Origin of the sequence: Formivibrio citricus (assembly GCF_900115065.1) — a bacterium.
Taxonomy (GTDB): domain Bacteria; phylum Pseudomonadota; class Gammaproteobacteria; order Burkholderiales; family Chitinibacteraceae; genus Formivibrio; species Formivibrio citricus.
This window is the reverse complement of sequence record NZ_FOVE01000003.1, coordinates 92,317-114,096: the sequence shown is the minus strand read 5'-3', so window position 1 is coordinate 114,096 and position 21,780 is coordinate 92,317. Positions and strand designations below refer to the sequence as shown.

Sequence of the window (21,780 nt, the reverse complement as noted above, 5' to 3'; positions counted from 1 at the left end):
AGAAAAATAGAGATCATGGCAGACTGGAGTATCTGGAAGGCTTTGGAGGATTGGCGCGGCCGCAGGCATGAGCTCGCGCCTGTTTTTGCCAGAGCCGGTGTTGCACCGGATGTCGAGTCGGCCATCAACATGGTGTGCGTCAACCTCAAGCGCCACCCTCCGACTCCTCCGCTTGTCACCGGCGACAAGACCCGCGATGAAGAATCGGTGGGCATGTACCATGCCGGGTTTTATCGTCATTTCGACGAGAGTTTCTACCGGGCCGAGTCTTTGCTGCAGTTGTCGTGGGTGCCGGAGGTTGCTCCGTTGGGCGAGCGTATCCGTGCCGAGATCGTGCGTCTGCGCCAAGCGCTACGCGAACATCCCGGAAAGAATCCCGGCACCGACGGGCTGGAAAAATTGCTGCGCCAGTATGGCAATCTCGATTTTCCCGATATGCCACAACTGGCCGGCATTTTGTCGGAACGCCGCCGGCAGTTGATCGACGTGGCAGGGTATCCGCTGCTGGTGCAACATGCTCTGACCGATCCCTGCAACGATGATATCCCGCCCTTGACCAGCGCGGAGTTCAGACTGGAACTGATGGCGCGCATGCGGGCCTACAAGGAGACGGAGTGGCTGCATAACCGGGTGATTACCAATGCCTATGTCACTTTGGCTCTGGAGATGGCGCTTGCGCACAAGAGACTCGACGTCATTGACGATGCCCGCGTAGCCCGTCTGCTCAAGAACCGCTGGCCATCGCTTTCCGTGTTGCTGCCGGAGTTCGATCAGGCCGACCAGGTCTGGTATTTGCTGCTGACCATTCTGACGCTTTGCCTGATTTTCATGGAAATGTGGGTGCTTGTCGTGCCGCTGATTCTCTGGCTCAACCTTTCACTCGGCGCGCACCGGCGCGAGAAAAGGGAAATCGAGGCTCGTCGTGGTCAGCTTCTTGCGCGCATGAAGAGCATGAAGCGCACAAAAGATCGTTTTACTTCGGGGAGTATTTCCCTGGAAAAACTGGCGTTCCAGTTACGGCAACTGGACGAGAACGACGAGTATTTCGACGACACCGTCTACGAGCTTACAGGCTTGCATCAGCACGAAGCCTGAAAAACAAAGGCCGCATCTTTCAAGACGCGGCCTTTTGTTTGCCATAAGCCAGCCGGCAGGCCTGACTCTGGAAGAATCAGGTTACCAGCCGAGTGCCCCGAGGATTTCCTTTTCGCCGACCTGCGTATAGTCCTTGTCCAGCTTGGCTGACACCATTTTGGCCGTTTGTGAGTCGAGCTTGTCGTTGATCAGGCCAAGAAAGGCAGGAGGGGCCATCAGGACAATTTTCCCGAATTGCTGATCGTTGCGCCCCTGATTGAGCTCTTGGGCCAGTTCCTGAGCAAAATGGATTGCCTCGTTTTGCTTGGGTGCTGTTTGCGGTTGGCGCGCTCCGTGGCCGCCGGCGCTTTGCATGGCGCCTGCTCCGTCGCTGACCAGGTCGGAGTTTTTCATTCTGCTTTCGGGGTGGCTCAGGGTCTTGACCAGCGAGAGGCCATTCTTGATGCTGGATCGGGAATAGAGTTTTGCTTGACTGGCATTGGCAACGAGAATCCAAGTGGTCATAGTACGCTCCCTTGTGAAAGACACGATTCAAGCCTAGCCTCAACACGGGTTGCTTGCTCAAGAATAATTTTACGCTCCGGATGGATGGCAGTTGCGCCATGGCAATGTGGAGCATGATGGGCCACAATGGATAAGTATCCCCTGTGCAACGGGTGCCTGCTCATGAAACTGTGCCTGTCGATCGATCTGCCGGATGAAGCCCGAGTGCTGGATGTCGCGGGCCGGGTGGGTTCCTATTTTGATGTCATCGAAGTCGGCACGTCGCTGTTGAAATACAGCGGCGTTGGCATTGTGCAGAAAATCAAGGATCGGTGTCCGGGCAAGCCGGTTTTTGTCGACAGCAAGATCATCGATGGTCCGGAGAAGGAAGCGCTGCTGATGTGCCAGGCCGGCGCCGACATGTTCTCCATGCTGGCTTGTGCAACCGACCAGGCGGTTTCGACCGTATTGGGCATCGCCGAGCGGTATGGCGTGGACGTGATGTTCGACATGCAGACCGTGGTCGATTATCAAGGGCGCTGCACCCGACTCAAGGCATTGGGGGCGCGCTACCTCTGCGTGCACAAGAGCGCGGATTGTGGCGAGAACCTGGTTGGAAGTTTTCGCGAATATCTGGAAATCCAGCGCCTGTGCGGGCTGCAGATGGCGATTGCCGGCGGGGTCGATATCGGCATGCTGGAGCAGGCCAAACCGATTCTGGCACCCGATATCGTGATCGTCGGCAAGGCCGTGGTCAATGCACCGGACATGGAAGAGCGAGCGCGACGCCTGCGCGAGATCGCCGATCGCTGAACGATCTGTTTATATTTCCATCCTCCCCCACACATTTTCCGCACTGCGGTAAAATTCTGGCTGTCAGGGCCAGTGTGCCCGTTTGTTTGACCTGAAGGATTGCCCAATGTCTACCCGTGCCGATTTTGACCGTTATCTTGTCCCCACCTATGCACCTGCCGATTTCGTTCCCGTGTTGGGCGCCGGCAGCCGGGTATGGGATCAGGCGGGGCGCGAGTATCTCGATTTTGCTGGTGGCATTGCGGTGAATGCCTTGGGGCATTGCCATCCGGCGCTGGTGATGGCGCTGGAGGAACAGGCCACCAAGATCTGGCATGTCTCGAACGTCTTTACCAACGAGCCGGCGCTGTTGCTGGCCAAGCGTCTGGTTGATGCGACCTTCGCCGAGCGCGCTTTTTTCTGCAATTCCGGTGCCGAGGCCAACGAGGCCGCGCTCAAGCTGGCTCGTCGTGTGGCTCACGACCGTTTTGGTGCGCACAAGCACAAGATCCTGTCCGCCTTTAACTCCTTCCATGGCCGGACGCTCTTTACCGTCAACGTCGGCGGCCAGCCCAAGTATTCGGACGGCTTCGGTCCCAAGCCGGAAGGCATTGCCTATTTCGAGTACAACAACATCGAATCGCTGACGCAATTGATCGACGACGATACCGCCGCGGTCATCCTGGAGCCGATCCAGGGCGAGGGCGGCGTACTGCCGGCAACCCCCGAGTTCCTGCAGGCGGCGCGTGAGCTGTGCAACAAGCACAATGCCCTGTTGATTTTCGACGAAGTCCAGACCGGCGTGGGGCGCACCGGCAAACTGTTTGCCTACGAGCACTATGGCGTCGTGCCGGACATCCTTTCCAGTGCCAAGAGCCTGGGGGGCGGCTTCCCGATTGGCGCGATGCTGACCACGGCCGATCTTGCGCAGCATTTCGGCGTGGGCGTACATGGCACGACCTATGGCGGCAATGCGCTGGCTTGTGCGGTCGCGGGGGCATTGCTGGACGTAGTCAACAGCCCGGAAGTGCTCGACGGTGTTATCGCCAAGCACCAGCATTTCATCAAGCGCCTGGAACTGATCAATGGCCAGTTTGGCGTATTCAGTGCTTTCCGCGGGATGGGGCTCTTGATCGGTTGCGTGCTGGAAGAGAAGTATGCCGGCCGCGCCAAGGAGATTCTCGATCTTTGCAGCAAGAATGGCCTGATGATCTTGATGGCCGGCCCCAATGTGATTCGTTTCGCGCCCTCGCTGATCATTTCCGAAAACGACATCGACGAAGGGCTGGCGCGGTTTACCGAGGCATTGAAGAAATTCCTCGGTTGATCGGGAGATAGAACCGGAAAAACAACAAGGGGCGCTGTATGCGCCCCTTGTGTTTGTTTGCTGTCTAAGCGGATTTGCTAACCGCGTTTCTTTTTGTTTTTCTTGACGACCTTTTTGGCGGTTTTTTTGGCTGTTGGCTTGCTGGCTACAGCAGAGGCTTTGCCGTTGCGCGCCGTCGGTTTGCTGGCGCCTTTTCTGGCGCAAACGTTTGTCACAATCTTCTTGCCGTTCCGGACCCGCGTGATTTTGCGGCAGGTTCTGCCTTCCGCTGCGCTGGCTGAAGGCTGGCGAGCAGGGCGCCCCTGCAGCAGGGCATCAAGATCCAGGGTCTCGTGATCGAGCTCGCTCATGCGGCGCGCGCCGTTGAACCGCTTGGTCCAGTAGTTGTCGCTCATGTTGGCGACTTCGACGGTGCGTCCTTTGCGCGGTGAATGGATGAAGCGGTTGTCGCCCAGATAGATGCCGACGTGCGAGAACTGGCGCTTGAGGGTGTTGAAGAATACGAGATCGCCCGGTTTGAGTTCTTCCTTTTCGATGGTGTCGCCTATCCGACTCATGTTGAAGGAGGTGCGAGGCAAAACGATGTTGAGCGAATTCTGGAAGACATAGCGCACGAAACCGCTGCAGTCGAGGCCCGACTCGGGCGTGTTGCCGCCCCATTTGTATTTGACGCCGATCAGACCCATCGCAGAAAGCAGCAGATCCTGGGCCGGAGCATAATCCTGGGCGATTTTTCTGGCCGGCTCGCTGGCGGAAACCCGGCGCGGTTTTCCGGCTGCAGCAGGGGCGGACGCCGTTTCTGCCGGTGCCGAGGCCTTTCTTGCCGGAGCGGACGCTGTCACGGATTTGCTCTTGTCCATGGCGGCTGGCGCAGAAGCTTTGGTGCCATCCGCACGCAGACCGGCCATGGCAAAAACCATGATGAGGGAGGCCGTTGTAAGGTGAAATTTCATGGGTTTGAACTCTAACGGTGCGCACAAACGCTGTAAAGCCTAGAATGCACTAGACGGCTGATTTTGCATCCGCTGAAATAACCATTCATTCATTGACACGATTCCGGTTGCCCCATGCTCAAGGAAACCTTTAACGTTGTTCGGGACTTGCCGCGTCTGCGCGACATCATTGCCATCCTGGTCCGGCATGGCATGGGAAATCTGGTACAGCGATTGGGGTTGGCCAAGGGGATTGAAAAGGCAGGTGACCTGCTGCATCTGCCGGGCAAGCACGAGATAGAAGAGGTCGAGCCCGAAGTGCGCATGCGCCGTGCTCTGGAAGAGCTGGGGCCGACCTATATCAAGCTGGGTCAAGTCTTGGCCACCCGTGTGGACATGTTTCCGCCGGAGTGGATTACCGAGTTTGAGAAGCTGCAAAGCGCTGCGCCGTCATTGCCGTTCGAAGCGCTCCTCCCCGAGTTGCAGATTGCGCTGGGACAGAACCCTCATGAAATTTTCGATGAACTTGATCCGGTTCCGATCGGTTCCGCCTCGATTGCCCAAGTACATCGTGCCCGCCTCAAGTCGGGCGAAGCGGTGGTCCTCAAGATTCGCCGCCCCGGCATTATTCCCAAGATCGAAGCCGACCTGCGGGTGTTGCGCCATATTGCCCAGCTGGCCGAGTTTGAATTTCCGGAAATGCGGCGCTATCAACCGATCAAGATCGTCGACGAATTTTCCAAATCGCTGCGCCGCGAACTCAACCTTTCGACCGAGGCGCGCAATCTGGAACGGTTTACCCAGAACTTTTCCGGCAATGTCGAGATCGAGCTCCCGCACGTTTACCGCGAATGGACATCCGAGCGCCTGAATGTTCAGAGCTATATCGGCGGGATTCCTGGCAACGATCTGGAGGCAGTCGATGCCACAGGCCTGGATCGCAAGGTTCTGGCGGCGCGTGGAGCCAATGCGGTGCTGAAAATGGTGCTGATCGATGGTTATTTCCATGCTGACCCGCATCCGGGCAATGTCAAATATCTGCCCGGAAACCGCTTGGCATTTCTCGATTTCGGGATGGTCGGGCGCCTGCCTCATCCACGCCGAGACCAGATCGTCGATCTTCTTGCGGCACTGGCGCAGCGCGACGAGCACGGCATCCTGAACGTGTTGCTGGAGTGGACCGGCGATGCCGTGGTAGATGAGGAAAAGCTGGCTGCGGACATCGCCGATTTCATCTTCAATTATGAAAATCTTTCGCTCAAGGAAGTACAGTTCGGCACGCTACTGAACGATATCGTGGCGCTTTCGCGCGAGCACCAATTGATGTTGCCGGCGGATCTGACTCTGCTGTTCAAGGCGCTGATTTCGCTGGAGGGATTGGGGCGGCAGCTCGACCCCGATTTCCAGATGGTGCCGCATCTGACGCCGTTCGTGAAACAGGTGGTATTGGCACGTTATAACCCGGCTTCGTTGCTGAAGCGCGGCAAGGAAGGGGTGGTGGAGGCCTTGCATGTGCTTGCCGGCGTCCCCCGGGATATCGGCAAACTCATCAAGCAGGCGCGTCGGGGCAATCTGCGCATTGATCTGGATCTCAAACGCCTGGATCATTTCGGTATCCAGATGACGCGCAGTGCCAATCGCCTTACCATGGGGATCGTAACCGGAGCGCTGATGATCGGGTCGGCCATCATCTCTACAGTCAAAAGTGGCCCAACATTGCTGGGGTTGCCGGTTTTGGGTGCTTTGGGGTTTATCCTGGCATTGTTCATCACCTTGTGGCTGGTGATATCGATCTGGATTTCGGGCAAGGAAGAGGAGCGATAAGTCTTGAACCGCATGCCTGATTTGTTTGCCGGACGCAAAGTCTGGATGCTTGTCGGCATATTGTTGCGCCGGGCGACTGGATGCGTAGGCGCAGGACTTGTTTTTGGGCTGGGAAGTGCCATGGTGTTTGCCGATCCGGTCAAACTGCGAACTTTTTCCCAGGAAGCTTTTTTCGCCAAATACAATCTGACTAATCCTCAAAGGCCGGGTATTTGCATTGAGATTATTCGCGCTCTTGAGAAACTTGATCCTGAATTGAAAATTGTCGGTCTTGAAACAAAAGCTTCAACAGCCCGTATCGAGGCCGCTCTGGCTGCAGGCAAGATTGATGTTTTCTTCGGTTTGATAAAGACCAAAGAACGCGCCGCCCATTTTGTGGTCGCTGGCGACCCCTTGTTCAATACCGCCCAGTTGCTGGTGGCAAGAAAAAATGACCCGATTGAAGTCAAGGACTGGGATGATGTGCGCAAGCTAGGCAAGGACGGGGTTATTCTGGTCAATGAAGGGACGGGGCAGGCGTTCTATCTCAAGAAGCAGGGCGGTTTATTGATCGACGATCAAGGCCTGACCGGTCTTGTAAACCTGAAAAAACTGATTATGGGGCGAGGGCGCTTGTTTTATGTTTCGGATATGTATGTGGCCGAGGATCTTGCCCTCAATAAAGACTTGGCTTCCTCTGTAAAAATGCTGTCTCCGCGTTTTCAGAAGGAAGGCATCTATACCATGTTTTCCAGAAAAACTCCGCCTGAATTGGTCAACCGCATTGTAGAAAATCTCAAAAAACTTGAGCGTTCCGGGGAAATGAAACGGATACGCGCCCGTTATTTTCTTGGGTAGGTGATGTCATGTTCGGAAAAAATCTCTTGTTGCTTGGCGCTGTTGCTACAGCCCTGTTTTTCCTGCCGGCATCTGCTGCGCCGATGGTTGTCAAAACATATTCCCAGGAAGGTTTCGAGGCCAAGTATGCGCCCGGTAGCACGCAAAGGCCGGGTATTTGCATTGAAATCATGCGAGCCATCGAGAAGCTTGATCCGGGGGTCAAGTTTATCGGGGTCGATGAGATGGCGACGACTGCCCGGGTGGAAGAAGGTTTGACGCATGGACAGATCGACGTTTTTTTTGGCCATATCAAGACCCCGGATCGAGCAGCCAGGTTCGTTTTTTCAGGACCATATCTCTACAAAATCAACCAGGTTCTGGTTGCAAGAAAGGATGACACAGTCCAAGTCAATGACTGGGACGATGTCCGCAAGCTGGGCGCTAATGGCGTGGTCTTGGCAGTCAAGGGCATTGGCCAAGTGGATTACCTCAAATCGCTAGGCGGAATTATTGTCGACGACAACTCCCGATTGATTTCCGCCAACCTCAAGAAGCTGGTCGCAGGCCGCGGACGGTTCTATTACGGATCGGAAAATTCAGTTCGGGAAGCCATTGAAAAACTGGGTATGGAGTCGCAAGTCAGAATACTGCCGAAACGCTTCCAGAAAGAAGCCATTTACGTTTCTTTTTCCAGAAAAGCCCCCCCCGAACTGGTGAATCGGATCAATGAGGATCTGGCTCGACTTGAGCGCAACGGGGAATTGCGGAAGATCCGCACACGCTATCAGGTGGGGCACTAGAGGATGACCAGTTTGAGAATGATTGGGCGGGTGTGGTGAATGCTCAAGGTTACGAAATGGCTGGGTATGTGTTTGCTGGCTTTGTTGCCGGTTTGGGCTTGGGCCGCGCCCTTCCAGGTAAAAACCTTGTCGCAAAAAAATTACCCGGCAAAATACGATCCCTCCAATCCCGCAAAGCCTGGCATCTGTCTGGAAATCATCCGGGCCATTGAAAGGCTCGATCCGCAGATCAAATTTACCGGGCTGGATACGCTGGTGACGACCACGCGGGCTCTGGATCATCTGACGCATGGCGAAATTGACGTTTTCTTCGGATTCCTGAAAACGCCGCATCGTGTAGCAGCAGTCAATTTCATCGAGCCGCCCTTGTTTTCCATGCCGCAAGTGCTGGTCGTTCGCAGAGACGATCCGGTGCAGCTTAATAGCTGGGACGACATACGCACTCAAGGACGGAACGGAACCGTTCTCGCAGTGGCCAATTCCGGGCAAGCGGTTTTTCTCAAAAAACGACCGGGAATCTTCGTGGATGACAGCGGCTTTACCGTGACAACCAACCTCAAGAAGCTGCTGGCGGACAGGGGGCGGTTTATCTATGTGTCTGAAAACAATGCCCGTGCGGGAATCGAATCCTTGGGTGTCACCGGGCAGGTGAAAATCTTGCGCCCCCCATTTCTGATGAAGGATAGTTTGCATGTCGCCTTCTCCAGACAAGCCTCTCCCGATCTTGTCGGGCGTGTGGTTGAAGCGATCAGGAAACTTGAACGCAACGGCGAGATGAAGAGGATTCGTCAGCGTTACCATGTCGAATAGGAAGAAGCGGGAATCCCGAACAACAATGGAGTCTCTGTAGTGCGTTATGAGCATCTGGTCGCGGTCAATGACTTGAGCAACCCGGCCTATTTTTCTGTGTCGCGCGCCCAACTTTGGCGCGGTTTATTGTTGCGGGTAGAGCAACCCCAGCTTTTTATTCCCAACGTGGAGAGCGTTGTGTTTCTCGACAAAACGGATGAGTACCTGTTGAGGGAAATGCGACTGGGTGTTTTGCTGGTCAAGGATGCGATCCGTTTACAGCCTGCATCCACGATCCATTTCGTGACCGAACCGGGCGAGCAGCATCGCGGCGGGCAACTGCTTCTGGCTATTGAAGAGCCGGAGCCGGAAAGCCTTTTCGTGCGCTTCAGTTATGAGATTCCGTCGGGCGATGATCCGGAAGACAGCCAATACGAAGACTATCTCAAGGAGATGTGGCGCCAGGTGGATGCAGAATGCATCTGCCTGATCCGGGAACTGGCCGAGTCCGGGCGCCTGGATGGCGGGGTACATTGAGACTGGCGCGATAAACCTGCCTTTGGTCCGCGACGTTCCCCCGTGTCGAGTAACGGACAGGTTTAGAGCCCAGTTCCCGATAATACTTGTGAACGGGGCAGAGCAACAAAACCGCAGCGAGAGCATGGTTTCGCGACCAACGGCCGGAGGGGCTGTTCCTGACCTGCAGCCGCTTGTGAACAGCCCCTCGTTGTGACTTATGCCATCGCCACCTTGAACTGCGCCGCCAAGCCTTCAAGCTTGTGCACGGCAGCAGCGGTTTCTTCGAGGCTCTGCTCCGATTCGGCCAGTGCGGTGCGCATGGCGTCGGCGGTGCCGGCCACTGAGCGGATGTGGCCGCTGTGCGCGTTGCAGGCTTCGGCGATGTGATGGATGGTGGCCAGTACGCTGTTGACCATGCCTTCCGTGCCGCTGCGGTCGGCCGCGCTTTCCACCGCCAGCTTGAGACCAGCTTCCAGTTCGCCCATGCCGGTCTGCATCGCATCGACCGCGCGTTCGGCCTGTTCCTGTACACCGTCGATCATGCCGCCGATCTGCAGCGTGGCTTCGCGAGTGCGCTCGGCGAGCTTGCGAACCTCGTCGGCGACGACTGCGAAACCGCGCCCTGCCTCTCCGGCCCGTGCGGCCTCAATGGCGGCATTGAGCGCAAGGAGGTTGGTCTGGTCGGCGATTTCCTTGATGACGAGCACGATCTGGTCGATTTCGGCAGTACGCTGCTGCAATTCGCCGATGGTGCTGGCCGAGTGCGAGATGCGTCCGCGGATCGCGCCGGACATGACCTGCAAATCCTCGAACTGTTTCTGCGCATCCGCGAAGGCGCGCGACATGTCGGCGCGCATGCTGTTGGCCTGGGTCGAAGCCGTGTTGATTTCCAGCATCTGCTCTTCCAGTGAATCCAGGATCTGGCGCATCGAATCGAACACTTCCTGGGCGCGCGCGCTGGTCGTCTGGCTGGTCTGAACCTGGGCCTGGTTGGCGGTGCTGACTTCGCCGTTGATGCCGATGATGCGGGTCAGCAAGCCTTCCATGCTGTCGATCAGGCTGTTGATCCACTGCGCGGTGGCCGTGATCTCGTCGCGGTAGGCACCGGGTTTATCCAGCCGCATCGACAGGTTGCCGCCACCTTCAGCCACGGTTTGCACCATGCGCGCCGTTTCCGAGATGCGCCGCGAAAGTTTTTTCAGGTAGAGGTGGTGAAACAGGATGGCCGTGCCCAGCAGGCATCCGCTCTGCGCCATCAGCGATTGCCCGCCGTTCAGGTTGAAGCCGAGCGTCAGCGCGGTGGCGCTGCCAATGGCCAGCAGGCCGAACAGGAAGAGCGCCTTGCTGGTGCGGTAGCTGATCGGGCGGGCGCGGTAGACTTCTTCGAGATCGGCCTCGCACATCATGCCCCAGGTATCGGGCGAACCGGGCATCTGGAACGTGACACCCTTGCCGATCACCGGAATGTGGCGGTAATCGGAATAGCCGGGGTATTTCACGTAAAGATTGCTGCCCTTGCTGATGGTTTCGCGCACGCCGGGGTGCAGCCGGCCCGTGGCCGGATCGTTGAATACCAGTTCGAATTCGGTGTGGTTCTGTACCCGTACCACGCCGAAGTCGGTCTTGACCCCGTCCTTGAGGTTGTCGCCGAGCGAAAACGAGCGGTCCTCGAAGCGCGAGCGCGACAGTGCAGCGCCGGGCTGGATCGCGGTGTCGAAGACCGGTCTGGCCATGAACAGGTAGTTGTCGCCCGATTCATGGAAAACGTGACCGCCCTCGCGCTGGATCAGGTCGCCCACGACATCGTTGGGAACGCGGGCGCAGAGGATGGCTTGCAACTGTCCGTCGCGAAAGACCGGCAGCAGGAACAGCAGCGTGACCGCATCGTGGAAATTGGAGGTGCTGGGACCGATCTGCAGCGTGAGCGGATCTATATACGGGCCGTAGAGCAGGCGCTGTTTGCGTGCGGCATCCACGACGCGGGGCGGGATGTCGCTTTTGCCAGTGTGGGCCGGATAGCTGGATGCAATGACGCGCCCCTGCGGATCAAGCACGAAAAGCTCCGAGCAATCGCGGCTGATGCGCAGGCGGGCGGAGAGCCAGTCGTTACGCAGTACGCCATGCGCGGGCAGCGAGCGGGCGAAGCCTTCCAGATGCGCCCATTGCTGGTTGGCCCAGTCGGTCAGGATGCGCACGCGGGTCTGGGCGACGCCTTCAAATGCGGTTTCGAGCCACGGATAGCGCTGGCGGTTGAGGTGGGTGGCCCAACGCATGGCCAGCTTGCCGGTCTTGCCGAACCAAGGCAGCCAGCTTTTTTCCTGGGGTGAGAGGGACATCGTATCGCTTTGCAGCATGGTTTTTTATCTCCCGGTCTGTGCGGTGTGTGCGGGAGAGAAGACTGCAAGAACCATGCCATGTATTGGGGTTTACCCTAATGCTTGATGAAGCAAGGTTTTATGGGCATCAGGACGGCATGAAACAGGGGCGCAGGGTGTTCGTTGTTTGCGCAATTCGGGTGCCTGCGCCGTGCGTGCGCACCTAATCGGCGCATCGGATATCACCACAAATTACGTGCACCTTGTCGCCGATCCTGAAACTGATAGAGACCGTGACACAAAGTCGGGCGCTGGAAAGCGAAAGATACGGGCGGGTGACTTGGGGTTTGCCGAAATGTTCGATGGCGCGACGGAAATAGGGGCTGCGCGCCCAGCGCGCGCCGCGTGTGTCCCGCAGCGGAGAGAGGCGCGGATCGGCGCCGGGCTGGGAAGTTTTCGACCAGAGATTGAAACCGAGTTGTCGGCCGTTTTCATCGAGCAGGTAACAGAAATCGGCCTGCGGCAATTCAAGGAACGAGGCGCAAGCTTCGGGCTGGGAGCGCCCCGCCGAGAGCAGGACCGATGCGTAGCCAATGGCGTTGAGATAGGGAGCCAGCATGTTTTTTTGCTGGCTGCGTTCCTGCTGCCAGTTGTTCTCGAACGAATTCCAGACCCGGCCCATCACGGCTTGGGCTTCGTTGCGGGAGGTCAGCACCGGATGGGGGCGGCCGAAGAGGTAGCCTTGGGCGAAATCGATGTCGGCATCGAGTGCGATATAGGCTTCATCCATGGTTTCGATGCCTTCGGCCAGCACCATTGCGCCGGCTTCGTGCAACATGGAAACCATCTGTGGCAGGAGCCGGCGGATTCGCGGGGCGTTGGCTGACCGCGCAATGATGCTGCGGTCAAGCTTGACGATCTGCGGGCGGATTTTCCAGATACGGTCGAAATTGGAGCTGCCCGCGCCGAAGTCGTCGAGTGCAATCAAACAGCCCAGCTCGCGAAAATAGGCCACGGCCGATTCGAATTCCGCGTCGTCGCGAACAGCTTCTTCCAGCACTTCTACAACGAGCTGATGTGCCGGGAACCCCAATTGTTCCAGTTGATAGCCGAAAGATTGCCCAGCCGGTGCCTTGCGCGTGCCCAAAAAGACTTCAGGTGTCATGTTGAGAAACAGCCAGGTATTACGGTCCGCCATGTTGAGGAAATTGTGCAGATGCAAAAGATGGCTGAGTTGGTCGAGTTTGGGGCGTGCGCGGGAAGGCAGGCTTCCAAACAGTGCATGCGGAGAGAACGGTGTTCCGTCATCGCTCACGGAACGCAGCAGGGCTTCATGCCCGACCGGGCGCTGGATTGAGAGTCCGTAGATTGGTTGAAAATGGCTCGACAGCGTATGAGACCCGAAGCGGGCGCTGATTCCTGAGTCGGATACGGTCAGCAGGTTTTCAAGTTCGGAGGTCGGTCGGGAATATCCCGGCGCGAGAAGTGGGGCTGCCATGGTGTGATGCTGTCATTTGATGGGTCGTCTAATCAGTAAGCAAACCGTGTGCCTGAGAACCTGTGCCATACTGGGCACTATCTTCCCCATCCGGAGCCGCCACCATGCCGCACGCGCTTTCTCCCGAATCCATTTCCGCTGTCTGCGAAGGCCGTCATGGCGATCCGTTCTCGATTCTCGGTTTGCACAAGGACGGCAGCCGTTTGGCCGTGCGCGTTTTCCTGCCGCAGGCCAGCCGCTGTGCCGTGAAAAACGGTTCCGGTGAAATCGCCGTGCTGGAACGGCTGGACGAGCGCGGTTTTTTTGCCGGGTTGTTGCCGGCATGCTCCGGTTGTCTTGATTACCGCCTGGCGGTGACATGGAGCGATTGCGAGCTGGAAATCGACGATCCGTACCGCTTTCCGCCGGTGCTGGGCGAAATGGATGTCTGGTTGCTGGCCGAGGGCACGCATCATCGCCCCTACGAGCAGTTGGGGGCGCATCCGTGCGTTATCGACGGCGTGGCCGGGGTGCGTTTTGCAGTCTGGGCGCCCAACGCCCGGCGGGTTTCGGTGGTCGGCGATTTCTGTTGCTGGGACGGACGGCGTTTCCCGATGCGACTGCGACGCGAATGCGGTGTCTGGGAAATCTTCCTGCCCGGCGTGGAGCGCGGCGCGCTATACAAATTCGAGATTCTGGATGCCAACGGGCAGATTCAGCTCAAGGCCGACCCCTACGGTTTTGCTGCCGAGTTGCGGCCGGGAACCGCATCTAAAGTCGCCGGCCTGCCGCCGGTGGTTCCTTCCTGCGAAACCAGACGCCAGGCCAATGCGCAGCCAGCGCCGATGAGCATTTACGAGGTGCATCTGGGTTCCTGGCGCCGCGTGCCGGAAGAGGGCAACCGCTGGCTGGACTGGCACGAGCTGGCCGAACAATTGATTCCCTATGCCTGCGAGATGGGGTTTACCCATCTGGAATTGTTGCCGATCAACGAGCACCCCTTCGACGGCTCGTGGGGCTACCAGCCGCTGGGGCTGTATGCGCCGACGGCGCGCTTCGGCAACCCGGAGGGGTTGCGCCATTTCGTCGAGCGCGCGCATGAAGCCGGGCTCGGCGTGATCCTCGATTGGGTGCCGGGGCATTTCCCGACCGATGCACATGGCCTGGCGCAGTTCGATGGCACGCATCTCTATGAATATGCTGATCCGCGCGAAGGGTTTCATCAGGACTGGAGCACCTTGATCTACAACTTCGGCCGCAACGAGGTGCGCAACTATCTGATCGGCAACGCGCTGTACTGGATCGAACGCTTTGGCATCGACGGCCTGCGGGTCGATGCGGTGGCCTCGATGCTCTACCGCGATTACAGCCGCAAGGAGGGCGAGTGGGTGCCCAACGAGTTCGGCGGGCGCGAGAACCTCGAAGCGATCGATTTTCTCAAGCGCATGAACGAGATCATCGGCAGCGAGCGTCCGGAAGCCTTTACCGTAGCCGAGGAATCGACGGCTTATCCCGCGGTCAGTCGCCCCACCTTTGCAGGCGGGCTGGGCTTTCATTTCAAGTGGAACATGGGCTGGATGCACGACACGCTCGGCTACATGCAGAAAGAGCCGGTGCACCGGAAGTACCACCACAACCAGCTGACCTTCGGCATGATGTACGCGTATTCGGAAAACTTTGTCCTGCCGCTCTCGCACGACGAGGTGGTGCATGGCAAGGGATCGCTGATTGCCAGAATGCCGGGCGATGCCTGGCAGCAATTCGCCAATCTGCGTGCCTATTACGCGTTCATGTGGGCGTATCCAGGCAAAAAGCTCCTGTTCATGGGCGGCGAATTCGCCCAGGGGCGTGAATGGAACCACGATTCAAGTCTTGACTGGCACCTGCTCGGTGAGGGGGGGCATCAAGGCATGCAAAGGCTGGTGCGCGATCTCAACCGCGCCTATCAGTCCACGCCATCGCTTCACGAAATCGATTTCGACAGTCGGGGATTTTGCTGGATCGCGCATGACGATCCGGAGAATTCCGTGTTCAGTTTTGTAAGATACGATACCAATGGTAATTTTACCGTGGTAATCTGCAACTTCACGCCGGTGCCGCGCCACGGCTACTGCATCGGCGTTCCGGAAGCCGGTTGCTATCGGGAAATACTCAATACCGATTCGCACTGGTATGGCGGCAGTAACTTGGGCAACGGCGAAGTGGACACCGAAGTTAGGGTGAGTCACGGTTATGGACAAAGCCTGATCTTGACGGTACCACCGCTGGCGGTGGTTTATCTGAAAAGGCTTGAATGATTTGATAAAGGCCCGGAGTGCGCAGATTCTGTAATTGTCTTTTGCTGTGTTTGATGGCGGGTTTTTTCCTGCCTTTGCCTGCTGCAGCAGCGGGAAAAACGCTGGTGCTGGGGCTTTTCGAGAACGGGCCCTATATGGGCGAAAAGCAGCCCGAAAAGGGAATGCTTGCTGCGTTGGTGACGGAAGCCTTTCGGCGCGAAGGCCTCAACGTGAAATACAAATTTCTGCCCTTGAAACGACTATATGCGGTTCTGGACGACGGAGAGATTGACGGTGCCGTGGGCGCACCGGTTTCGGCGCAAAGGAAAACGGTATTCCTCTATTCGGCGCCGTTGTATCGCGTCAACTACAATTTTTTTGCGCGCAAGCAGGATCAGATCCGTTTTACTTCGCTGGACGCGCTGAAACCTTACCGGATCGGCTTGGTCAGAGGCGGTTTGAATGAGACCGAACTGCTTGCGGCGGGCATGAAAGTGGATGCGGTCAGCGATCACACCCAGAACATCAGGAAGCTGCTCGCGGGCCGTGTGGACCTGATCGTTTCGGTCACCGATTACACGAATCATCTCTTGCAGACGAAGGTAACGCCTCAGGAGCGCTTGCAACTGGAAATGCTGGAGCCTCCGTTTGCTGTCCGGGATAAATATTTTGCGATGTCAAAAAAACGCCACAACAGCGAAAAACTGATGGCCGTTTTCAATCGTTCTCTGGCAAGAATGAAAAAAGACGGTTCATACGACGAAATCGTACGCCGGTTCAGGACGATCAAACCGTAAAAAATCAATCAAACGCCAACAGAGCCTAGTAGTCAGTCACGCAGGTTTGCGTGGATGCCGAGGCGCGCATCTGCGCCGCAGTCGCGCGAAGCGAACCGCAGCCATAGCAGGGCTATGGCGAGGATGAGCGACAAAACGAATGGGGATGCAGGGCGTGCTGAACATAGCAGAATCTGCGTGACTGGCTACTAGTGGTTCAGGCTGTTGAGAATGTCTTGCAACTGTGGCGGGGCCTGTTTGAATTTAAAACCGGTCCGATACTCGGTGGTTCCCCCGACCAGCGAGGAGTAGATCACGGTGGCTTCGGCTTCCAGATAGCTGCGGCTTTTGTAGTCGCTGCTGGGGATCTCGAAAAGCAGCTTGCAAGACATGCCGGGTGCCAGGTTGAGCGGCTGGAAAATGCCAGCGCCGCCCAGGGAAACTTCCTGGGTTTTTCCCGGTACCGGCGTATTGCTGAGGTTTGCGAAAATCGCAACGCGCCATGAAATAAGATGGCGCTGATGTTGACGTTGTTCTTGCATGATTATTATTGTTGGCTTCTGGCAAACTTGGGTTGGTGGTATTGTTGCGGTGCATGATAATGCTTCTGGCAGGAATGTTACGACGATTTCCGGAGGGCGTGAATTGGAAAAAACGGTGCGATTGATCTTTTCCGGGGAATTGCTGCCCGGCAGGGAGCCAGGAGAAGTGAAAGCCGGCTTGCCGGCGCTGATGAAGATTCCGCCCGAGCAGGTGGAAAAACTCTTCGCCGGCAGACCGGTCGTGATCAAGCGCGGGCTGCCCGAATCGAAGCTCGCAGGCTACCGGGCTTTGCTGGAAAAGGCCGGTCTGGCGGTGCGGGTCGAGGACGAAATGCCAGTGCCGGATTTGTCTCTGGAACCGATTGTTGCGCCGCAGCCTGTCGAACCGCCAGCCGAGCCTGCACCGCAAACGAGCGTCCCGCAAGCAGAAGAGATGGCCTGCCCGAAATGCGGCTGCAAGCAACCCAAGCGCACGCTGTGCCGCGAATGCGGCGTGGACATGCCGCGCTATACCGCAGCGCAGGCCACGGCGAAAACCGAAGCGGCTGCGCCCAGCCCCTATGCCGCAACAGCAGCGTCGACCCTGTCGCGCGGTTTCTCTGCGGCGCAGGAAGATTTGCCCCCGGTGTTCGCCTTCAACCTGGACGGTCGCCTCAACCGTGTCCGTTATCTCGTTTACGGGGTGGTCATGCAGGCAGTCATGGCGATTGCCGCGTTCATAATGATCGGCAGCCTGTTGACCTCCCTGTTTGGCGGCGGCGGATTCCCCATTTTCCTGACCCTGGTGTTTCTGGCACTGATGCTGGTCATGCTGTTCGTCGGCATCCGTTTTTCCGTGTTGCGCCTGCACGACATGGGTTATACGGGCTGGCTGGTACTGCTGCTTTTCGTTCCGCTTATCGGCGGCTTTGTTGGTCTCTGGTTCCTGATCTGGCCCGGCAGCAAGGAAGAAAACCAGTACGGTTTGCCCAATCCGCCCAATAGCGGCGTGCATTATGCGATCCTGATCGGCGGCTTCGTGCTGATACTGGGCATTTTCGGGCTCATGGTCAGGAAGATGGTCACTTACCAGAGCGAAATGTTGCAGATGCAGCGCTCAACCCCGTATGGGCAGGGCATGCCTCCGGGTTATCCACCGGGCGGTTTTGAGCAGCCGGGCAGTTTGGGCCAGCCTTTGCCCAAGAGGCGTTGAGTGAGCGTGCCGGCGGACTCTCTCTTGCCCGGTTCCCCTTGGCCGCCGGGCGCGGATTTCGATGGCGCTGGCGTTAACTTCGCGCTGTTCTCGGCGCATGCCGAAAAGGTCGAATTGTGCCTGTTCGATGCAACGGGAGCGACCGAAGTCGCGCGCCATGCCTTGCCCGCCTGCAGCAACAGCGTGTGGCATGGCTGGCTGCCGGATGCGCGCCCCGGCCTTGTTTACGGGTATCGCGTGCATGGCCTCCATGCGCCGGAGCAGGGGCAGCGCTTCAATCCTGCCAAATTACTGCTCGACCCCTATGCCCGTGCCGTAATCGGTGAATTTCGCGACGATCCGCGCCATGCCGATTCCGACTCGCGCGACAACGCCGATGTCGCCCTCAAGGCGCGGGTCATCGACGAACCCTTCGACTGGCAAGGCGACGTCAACCCCCGTACCCCGTGGTCGCAGACCTTCATCTGCGAGGCTCACGTCAAGGGATTGACGCGCCGCCATCCCGCCGTGCCGCTTGAGTTGCGCGGTAGCTATGCCGGCATCGCGCATCCGGCAGTCATCGACCACCTTCAGAAGCTCGGCATCACGGCGCTGCAACTCTTGCCGGTGCAGTTCTTCCTCGACGAGCCGCGCCTGTCCCGCAACGGGCTGACCAACTACTGGGGCTACAACCCGCTGGCCTGGTTTGCGCCGACGCCGCGCTACTGGTCCGGCCGGCCCGGAACCACGCCACTATCCGAATTCCGCGACATGGTGCGGGCGCTGCATTCTGCCGGTATCGAAGTGATCCTCGACGTGGTGTTCAACCACAGCGCCGAACTCGATTCCCATGGCCCCACGCTGTCGCTGCGCGGCATCGACAACGCGAGCTATTACCTGCTCGCTCCCCATCGTCCAGCCGAATACGAGAACCACACCGGCTGCGGCAACACGCTTAACCTGGCGCATCCGCGCGTGGTACAACTGGCGATGGACTGCCTGCGCTACTGGGCAACGGAATGCCATGTCGACGGTTTCCGCTTCGATCTGGCATCGGTGCTCGGCCGCAACCAGGGGCGTTTCGATGCGGCTGCGCCGCTCTTGGTTGCCATCGGGCAAGACCCGGTTCTGGCCGGTTGCAAGCTGATTGCCGAGCCGTGGGACATCGGTCACGGCGGCTACCAGTTGGGCCGTTTCCCGCCCGGCTGGGCCGAGTGGAATGACCAGTACCGCGACACCCTGCGCCAGTTCTGGCTGACCGAGGGCGTGAGCCGCGCTGCGTTTGCCCGGCGCTTTGCCGCGTCCAGCGACCTGTTCCGTCATGACGGCCGCGGCCCGGAAGCTTCGCTCAATTTCATCACCGCGCACGACGGCTTCACGCTGGCCGATCTCGTGTCGTACAACCACAAGCACAACCAGGCCAACCTCGAACACAACCGCGACGGGCACAACCACAACCACGGCTGGAACTGCGGCGAAGAAGGGCCGACGAGCGACCCGCACGTGAACCTGCTGCGTCTGCGCGTGCGCAAGGCGCTGCTGGCGACGCTGCTGCTGGCTCAAGGCACGCCGATGCTGCTTGCTGGCGACGAACTGGGCCACAGCCAGCAGGGCAACAACAATGCCTACTGCCAGGACAACGAAATGACCTGGCTGAACTGGGCCGAAGCCGATCCGGATCTGAGCGATTACGTGAGCCGGTTGCTGACGATTCGCCGCCAGATTCCGGCGCTTGCCAGCGGGCGCTGGTGGCGCGGCCAGCCGGACGACACCGGCGCGAAGGATGTCGAATGGCTGAACCCGTCCGGCACGCACCTGGAAGCGCATGACTGGGACGATCCGGCAGGCAAGGCGCTGATGATCCGCCTGTCGGGCAACTGGTTGTTGCTGGTGAACGCCTCGGCGCATCAGGTGGTATTCCGCCTGCCGCGCGGAGACTGGACGCTGTGCCTGTCCAGTGCCGACGAAGGCGTGCTGTCTGGCGAAAAATACACGGTCGCCGCACGAAGCGTGACGATCCTGCAAACAAAGTGATAGCCTTCTCCGGAAGACAACAAAAAATCGGCGAGACACAATCATGGCCATTCTCAATCAGCCAACTCAGCCTTTCGCCGGGCAGAAACCCGGCACCTCCGGATTGCGCAAGAAAGTCGGCGTGTTCCAGCAACCCCACTATCTGGAGAACTTCGTCCAGGCCATTTTCGATGCGGTCCCCGAACTGGCTGGCGGTGTGCTGGTGGCGGGCGGCGACGGCCGTTTCCATAACCGCGCCGCAATCCAGACCATCCTGAAAATGGCGGCGGCCAATGGCGTGGCGCGCGTGCTGGTCGCGCAGGACGGACTGCTTTCCACCCCGGCCGCGAGCTGCGTGATCCGCAAGCACGGTGCCACGGGCGGGATCATCCTCTCGGCCTCGCATAACCCCGGCGGGCCGGACGGCGATTTCGGCATCAAGTACAACGCCGCGAACGGCGGCCCGGCAGCGGAAAAAATCACCGACGCGATTTACGCGCGCACCCAGTCGCTGAACGAATACCGCATCAGCAACAGCGCCGACCTGCCGCTGGGCGAGCTGGGCTCGTTTACCCTGGAAAGCATGGCGGTCGAAGTCATCGACCCGGTGGCCGACTACGCCGAACTGATGCAGCAAATTTTCGATTTCGGCCTGATCCGCGCCTGGTTCGCAGCGGGGCACCGCATCCATTTCGATGCCATGTCGGCGATTTCCGGGCCGTATGCCAAACACATCCTCGAAGACCTGCTCGGCGCAGCGCCGGGCTCGGTCGTCAACGCCGTACCGCTGGAAGATTTCGGCGGCCATCACCCCGACCCCAACCCCGCGCATGCCGGCGACCTGATTCGGGCGATGTCCGGGCCGGATGCCGCCGATCTGGGCGCGGCGAGCGACGGCGATGCCGACCGCAACATGATCGTCGGCCGCGATTTTCTCGTCAGCCCGTCGGACAGTCTGGCGATCATGACCGCCCAGGCCATGCGGATTCCGGGCTATCGCAGCGGCATCGCCGGCGTGGCGCGCTCGATGCCGACTTCGCGCGCGGCCGATGCCGTGGCCAAAGACCTCGGTATTGCCTGCTTCGAAACGCCGACCGGCTGGAAATTCTTCGGCAACCTGCTCGATGCCGGGCTCGCAACGCTGTGCGGCGAGGAATCCTACGGCTCCGGTTCCAATCACGTGCGCGAAAAAGACGGCGTCTGGGCCGTGCTGTTCTGGCTCAACCTGCTGGCCGCGACCGGCCAATCGGTCGAGGAAATCGTGCGCGCCCACTGGGCAAAGTACGGCCGCCACTATTACAGCCGTCACGATTACGAAGGCATCGACTGCGATGCCGCCAACGGCCTGATGGCGCACCTGCGCGCCGCGCTGCCCGGATTGCCGGGCAAGGCGTTCGGCAGGTTGGTGGTGGCGCGGGCGGACGATTTTGCCTACGACGATCCGGTCGACGGCTCGCGCACGAGCGCGCAAGGCGTGCGCATCGAGCTGGAAGGCGATTCGCGCGTGGTGTTCCGGCTCTCTGGAACCGGCACCGAGGGCGCAACCTTGCGGGTCTATCTGGAAGCGTTTGAGGCCGATCCGGCGCAGCATGCCGTGCCGGTGCAGGAAAAACTGGCAGAACTGATTGTGCTGGCGAAGGAAGTGGCCGGGATTGCCGGAAGAACGGGGCGGAGCGAACCTTCGGTGATCGCCTGAGAACCAGTTCACGCTCTTGCTGCGAAGCCGTGATCGGGGCTCATGCGCTGCTCAAAATCCTCATGTACTACTTGTACACTCCGGTTTTTGCGCTGCTCTTCACCCCGCTGACGGCTTCTCGCAACAGATCGTGA

General features: G+C 58.7%; 17 protein-coding genes and 1 pseudogene. 13 read left to right on the top strand and 5 right to left on the bottom strand.

The window, feature by feature from the left end:
* The first annotated feature begins 15 nt into the window (after positions 1-15).
* Positions 16-1,095: a hypothetical protein gene (locus tag BMZ36_RS02835; protein WP_091191148.1), complete on the top strand. Its 1,080-nt coding sequence runs from the start codon at positions 16-18 to the stop codon at positions 1,093-1,095.
* 81 nt (positions 1,096-1,176) lie between these two features.
* Here BMZ36_RS02835 and BMZ36_RS02830 read toward each other — a convergent pair whose 3' ends face one another.
* Positions 1,177-1,599 (bottom strand): host attachment protein, encoded by a 423-nt coding sequence (locus BMZ36_RS02830; RefSeq protein WP_091191146.1) that lies wholly within the window; start codon positions 1,597-1,599, stop codon positions 1,177-1,179.
* 126 nt (positions 1,600-1,725) lie between these two features.
* On the opposite strand from BMZ36_RS02830, the gene BMZ36_RS02825 reads away from it, so the two are divergent.
* A complete protein-coding gene (locus BMZ36_RS02825) occupies positions 1,726-2,391 on the top strand; it encodes an orotidine 5'-phosphate decarboxylase / HUMPS family protein (protein ID WP_091191144.1) in 666 nt (221 codons plus the stop codon).
* A 106-nt stretch (positions 2,392-2,497) separates the two neighbouring features.
* Positions 2,498-3,697 carry an aspartate aminotransferase family protein gene (locus BMZ36_RS02820; RefSeq protein ID WP_091191141.1) on the top strand — a complete coding sequence of 400 codons (1,200 nt, stop codon included), beginning with the start codon at positions 2,498-2,500 and terminating at the stop codon, positions 3,695-3,697.
* 77 nt (positions 3,698-3,774) lie between these two features.
* Here BMZ36_RS02820 and BMZ36_RS02815 read toward each other — a convergent pair whose 3' ends face one another.
* The gene (locus tag BMZ36_RS02815) at positions 3,775-4,650 is read right to left on the bottom strand and encodes a C40 family peptidase (protein ID WP_218142614.1); all 876 of its coding nucleotides are present in this window, start codon (positions 4,648-4,650) and stop codon (positions 3,775-3,777) included.
* A 114-nt stretch (positions 4,651-4,764) separates the two neighbouring features.
* Here BMZ36_RS02815 and BMZ36_RS02810 point away from each other — a divergent pair, with 114 nt between their 5' ends.
* The 5 genes from BMZ36_RS02810 to BMZ36_RS02790 are packed head-to-tail and all read left to right on the top strand — an operon-like array spanning position 4,765 to position 9,398.
* On the top strand, positions 4,765-6,453 hold the full coding sequence (locus BMZ36_RS02810; RefSeq protein ID WP_091191138.1) for an ABC1 kinase family protein: 1,689 nt from the start codon (positions 4,765-4,767) through the stop codon (positions 6,451-6,453).
* Positions 6,454-6,465: 12 nt separating this feature from the next.
* Positions 6,466-7,290: a substrate-binding periplasmic protein gene (locus BMZ36_RS02805; protein ID WP_091191135.1), complete on the top strand. Its 825-nt coding sequence runs from the start codon at positions 6,466-6,468 to the stop codon at positions 7,288-7,290.
* An 8-nt stretch (positions 7,291-7,298) separates the two neighbouring features.
* Positions 7,299-8,072, top strand: coding sequence for a substrate-binding periplasmic protein (locus BMZ36_RS02800; RefSeq protein ID WP_091191133.1), 774 nt, complete (start codon positions 7,299-7,301; stop codon positions 8,070-8,072).
* A 39-nt stretch (positions 8,073-8,111) separates the two neighbouring features.
* The gene (locus BMZ36_RS02795) at positions 8,112-8,882 is read left to right on the top strand and encodes a substrate-binding periplasmic protein (RefSeq protein ID WP_091191131.1); all 771 of its coding nucleotides are present in this window, start codon (positions 8,112-8,114) and stop codon (positions 8,880-8,882) included.
* Between the two features lie 39 nt (positions 8,883-8,921).
* Positions 8,922-9,398, top strand: coding sequence for an AtaL-like protein (locus BMZ36_RS02790; RefSeq protein ID WP_177187752.1), 477 nt, complete (start codon positions 8,922-8,924; stop codon positions 9,396-9,398).
* Between the two features lie 197 nt (positions 9,399-9,595).
* Here the strand turns inward: BMZ36_RS02790 and BMZ36_RS02785 are convergent, their stop codons facing one another.
* Positions 9,596-11,734 carry a methyl-accepting chemotaxis protein gene (locus BMZ36_RS02785; protein ID WP_091191126.1) on the bottom strand — a complete coding sequence of 713 codons (2,139 nt, stop codon included), beginning with the start codon at positions 11,732-11,734 and terminating at the stop codon, positions 9,596-9,598.
* Positions 11,735-11,918: 184 nt separating this feature from the next.
* A complete protein-coding gene (locus BMZ36_RS02780; protein WP_091191124.1) occupies positions 11,919-13,193 on the bottom strand; it encodes a sensor domain-containing phosphodiesterase in 1,275 nt (424 codons plus the stop codon).
* Between the two features lie 125 nt (positions 13,194-13,318).
* Here BMZ36_RS02780 and glgB point away from each other — a divergent pair.
* Both glgB and BMZ36_RS02770 read left to right on the top strand, forming a co-directional pair.
* Positions 13,319-15,469 (top strand): annotated as a pseudogene (glgB, locus tag BMZ36_RS02775) (1,4-alpha-glucan branching protein GlgB); the annotation flags it as partial.
* Positions 15,470-15,543: 74 nt separating this feature from the next.
* The gene (locus BMZ36_RS02770) at positions 15,544-16,245 is read left to right on the top strand and encodes a substrate-binding periplasmic protein (protein ID WP_177187751.1); all 702 of its coding nucleotides are present in this window, start codon (positions 15,544-15,546) and stop codon (positions 16,243-16,245) included.
* A gap of 188 nt (positions 16,246-16,433) precedes the next feature.
* Here the strand turns inward: BMZ36_RS02770 and BMZ36_RS02765 are convergent, their stop codons facing one another.
* The gene (locus tag BMZ36_RS02765) at positions 16,434-16,766 is read right to left on the bottom strand and encodes a PilZ domain-containing protein (protein ID WP_091191118.1); all 333 of its coding nucleotides are present in this window, start codon (positions 16,764-16,766) and stop codon (positions 16,434-16,436) included.
* Positions 16,767-16,881: 115 nt separating this feature from the next.
* On the opposite strand from BMZ36_RS02765, the gene BMZ36_RS02760 reads away from it, so the two are divergent.
* Genes BMZ36_RS02760 through BMZ36_RS02750 form a run of 3 tightly spaced genes read left to right on the top strand, consistent with a single transcriptional unit; the run spans position 16,882 to position 21,646 of the window.
* Complete coding sequence (locus BMZ36_RS02760) at positions 16,882-17,958, top strand: DUF805 domain-containing protein (protein WP_177187750.1); 1,077 nt, start codon at positions 16,882-16,884, stop codon at positions 17,956-17,958.
* Between the two features lie 24 nt (positions 17,959-17,982).
* Positions 17,983-19,971, top strand: coding sequence for a glycogen debranching protein GlgX (gene glgX / locus BMZ36_RS02755; protein ID WP_091191382.1), 1,989 nt, complete (start codon positions 17,983-17,985; stop codon positions 19,969-19,971).
* Between the two features lie 43 nt (positions 19,972-20,014).
* The gene (locus tag BMZ36_RS02750) at positions 20,015-21,646 is read left to right on the top strand and encodes an alpha-D-glucose phosphate-specific phosphoglucomutase (protein ID WP_091191114.1); all 1,632 of its coding nucleotides are present in this window, start codon (positions 20,015-20,017) and stop codon (positions 21,644-21,646) included.
* Positions 21,647-21,780 lie beyond the last annotated feature (134 nt).

What these genes read in the sequence shown, in the direction of transcription:
- BMZ36_RS02795 (WP_091191131.1), top strand. Translation starts at nt 8,112, where the DNA reads ATGCTCAAGGTTACGAAATGGCTGGGTATGTGTTTGCTGGCTTTGTTG.
- BMZ36_RS02750 (WP_091191114.1), top strand. Translation starts at nt 20,015, where the DNA reads ATGGCCATTCTCAATCAGCCAACTCAGCCTTTCGCCGGGCAGAAACCC.
- BMZ36_RS02835 (WP_091191148.1), top strand. Translation starts at nt 16, where the DNA reads ATGGCAGACTGGAGTATCTGGAAGGCTTTGGAGGATTGGCGCGGCCGC.
- BMZ36_RS02830 (WP_091191146.1), bottom strand. Translation starts at nt 1,599, where the DNA reads ATGACCACTTGGATTCTCGTTGCCAATGCCAGTCAAGCAAAACTCTAT.
- BMZ36_RS02815 (WP_218142614.1), bottom strand. Translation starts at nt 4,650, where the DNA reads ATGAAATTTCACCTTACAACGGCCTCCCTCATCATGGTTTTTGCCATG.
- BMZ36_RS02810 (WP_091191138.1), top strand. Translation starts at nt 4,765, where the DNA reads ATGCTCAAGGAAACCTTTAACGTTGTTCGGGACTTGCCGCGTCTGCGC.
- BMZ36_RS02825 (WP_091191144.1), top strand. Translation starts at nt 1,726, where the DNA reads ATGGATAAGTATCCCCTGTGCAACGGGTGCCTGCTCATGAAACTGTGC.
- BMZ36_RS02820 (WP_091191141.1), top strand. Translation starts at nt 2,498, where the DNA reads ATGTCTACCCGTGCCGATTTTGACCGTTATCTTGTCCCCACCTATGCA.
- BMZ36_RS02785 (WP_091191126.1), bottom strand. Translation starts at nt 11,734, where the DNA reads ATGCTGCAAAGCGATACGATGTCCCTCTCACCCCAGGAAAAAAGCTGG.
- BMZ36_RS02805 (WP_091191135.1), top strand. Translation starts at nt 6,466, where the DNA reads ATGCCTGATTTGTTTGCCGGACGCAAAGTCTGGATGCTTGTCGGCATA.
- BMZ36_RS02800 (WP_091191133.1), top strand. Translation starts at nt 7,299, where the DNA reads ATGTTCGGAAAAAATCTCTTGTTGCTTGGCGCTGTTGCTACAGCCCTG.
- BMZ36_RS02780 (WP_091191124.1), bottom strand. Translation starts at nt 13,193, where the DNA reads ATGGCAGCCCCACTTCTCGCGCCGGGATATTCCCGACCGACCTCCGAA.
- BMZ36_RS02765 (WP_091191118.1), bottom strand. Translation starts at nt 16,766, where the DNA reads ATGCAAGAACAACGTCAACATCAGCGCCATCTTATTTCATGGCGCGTT.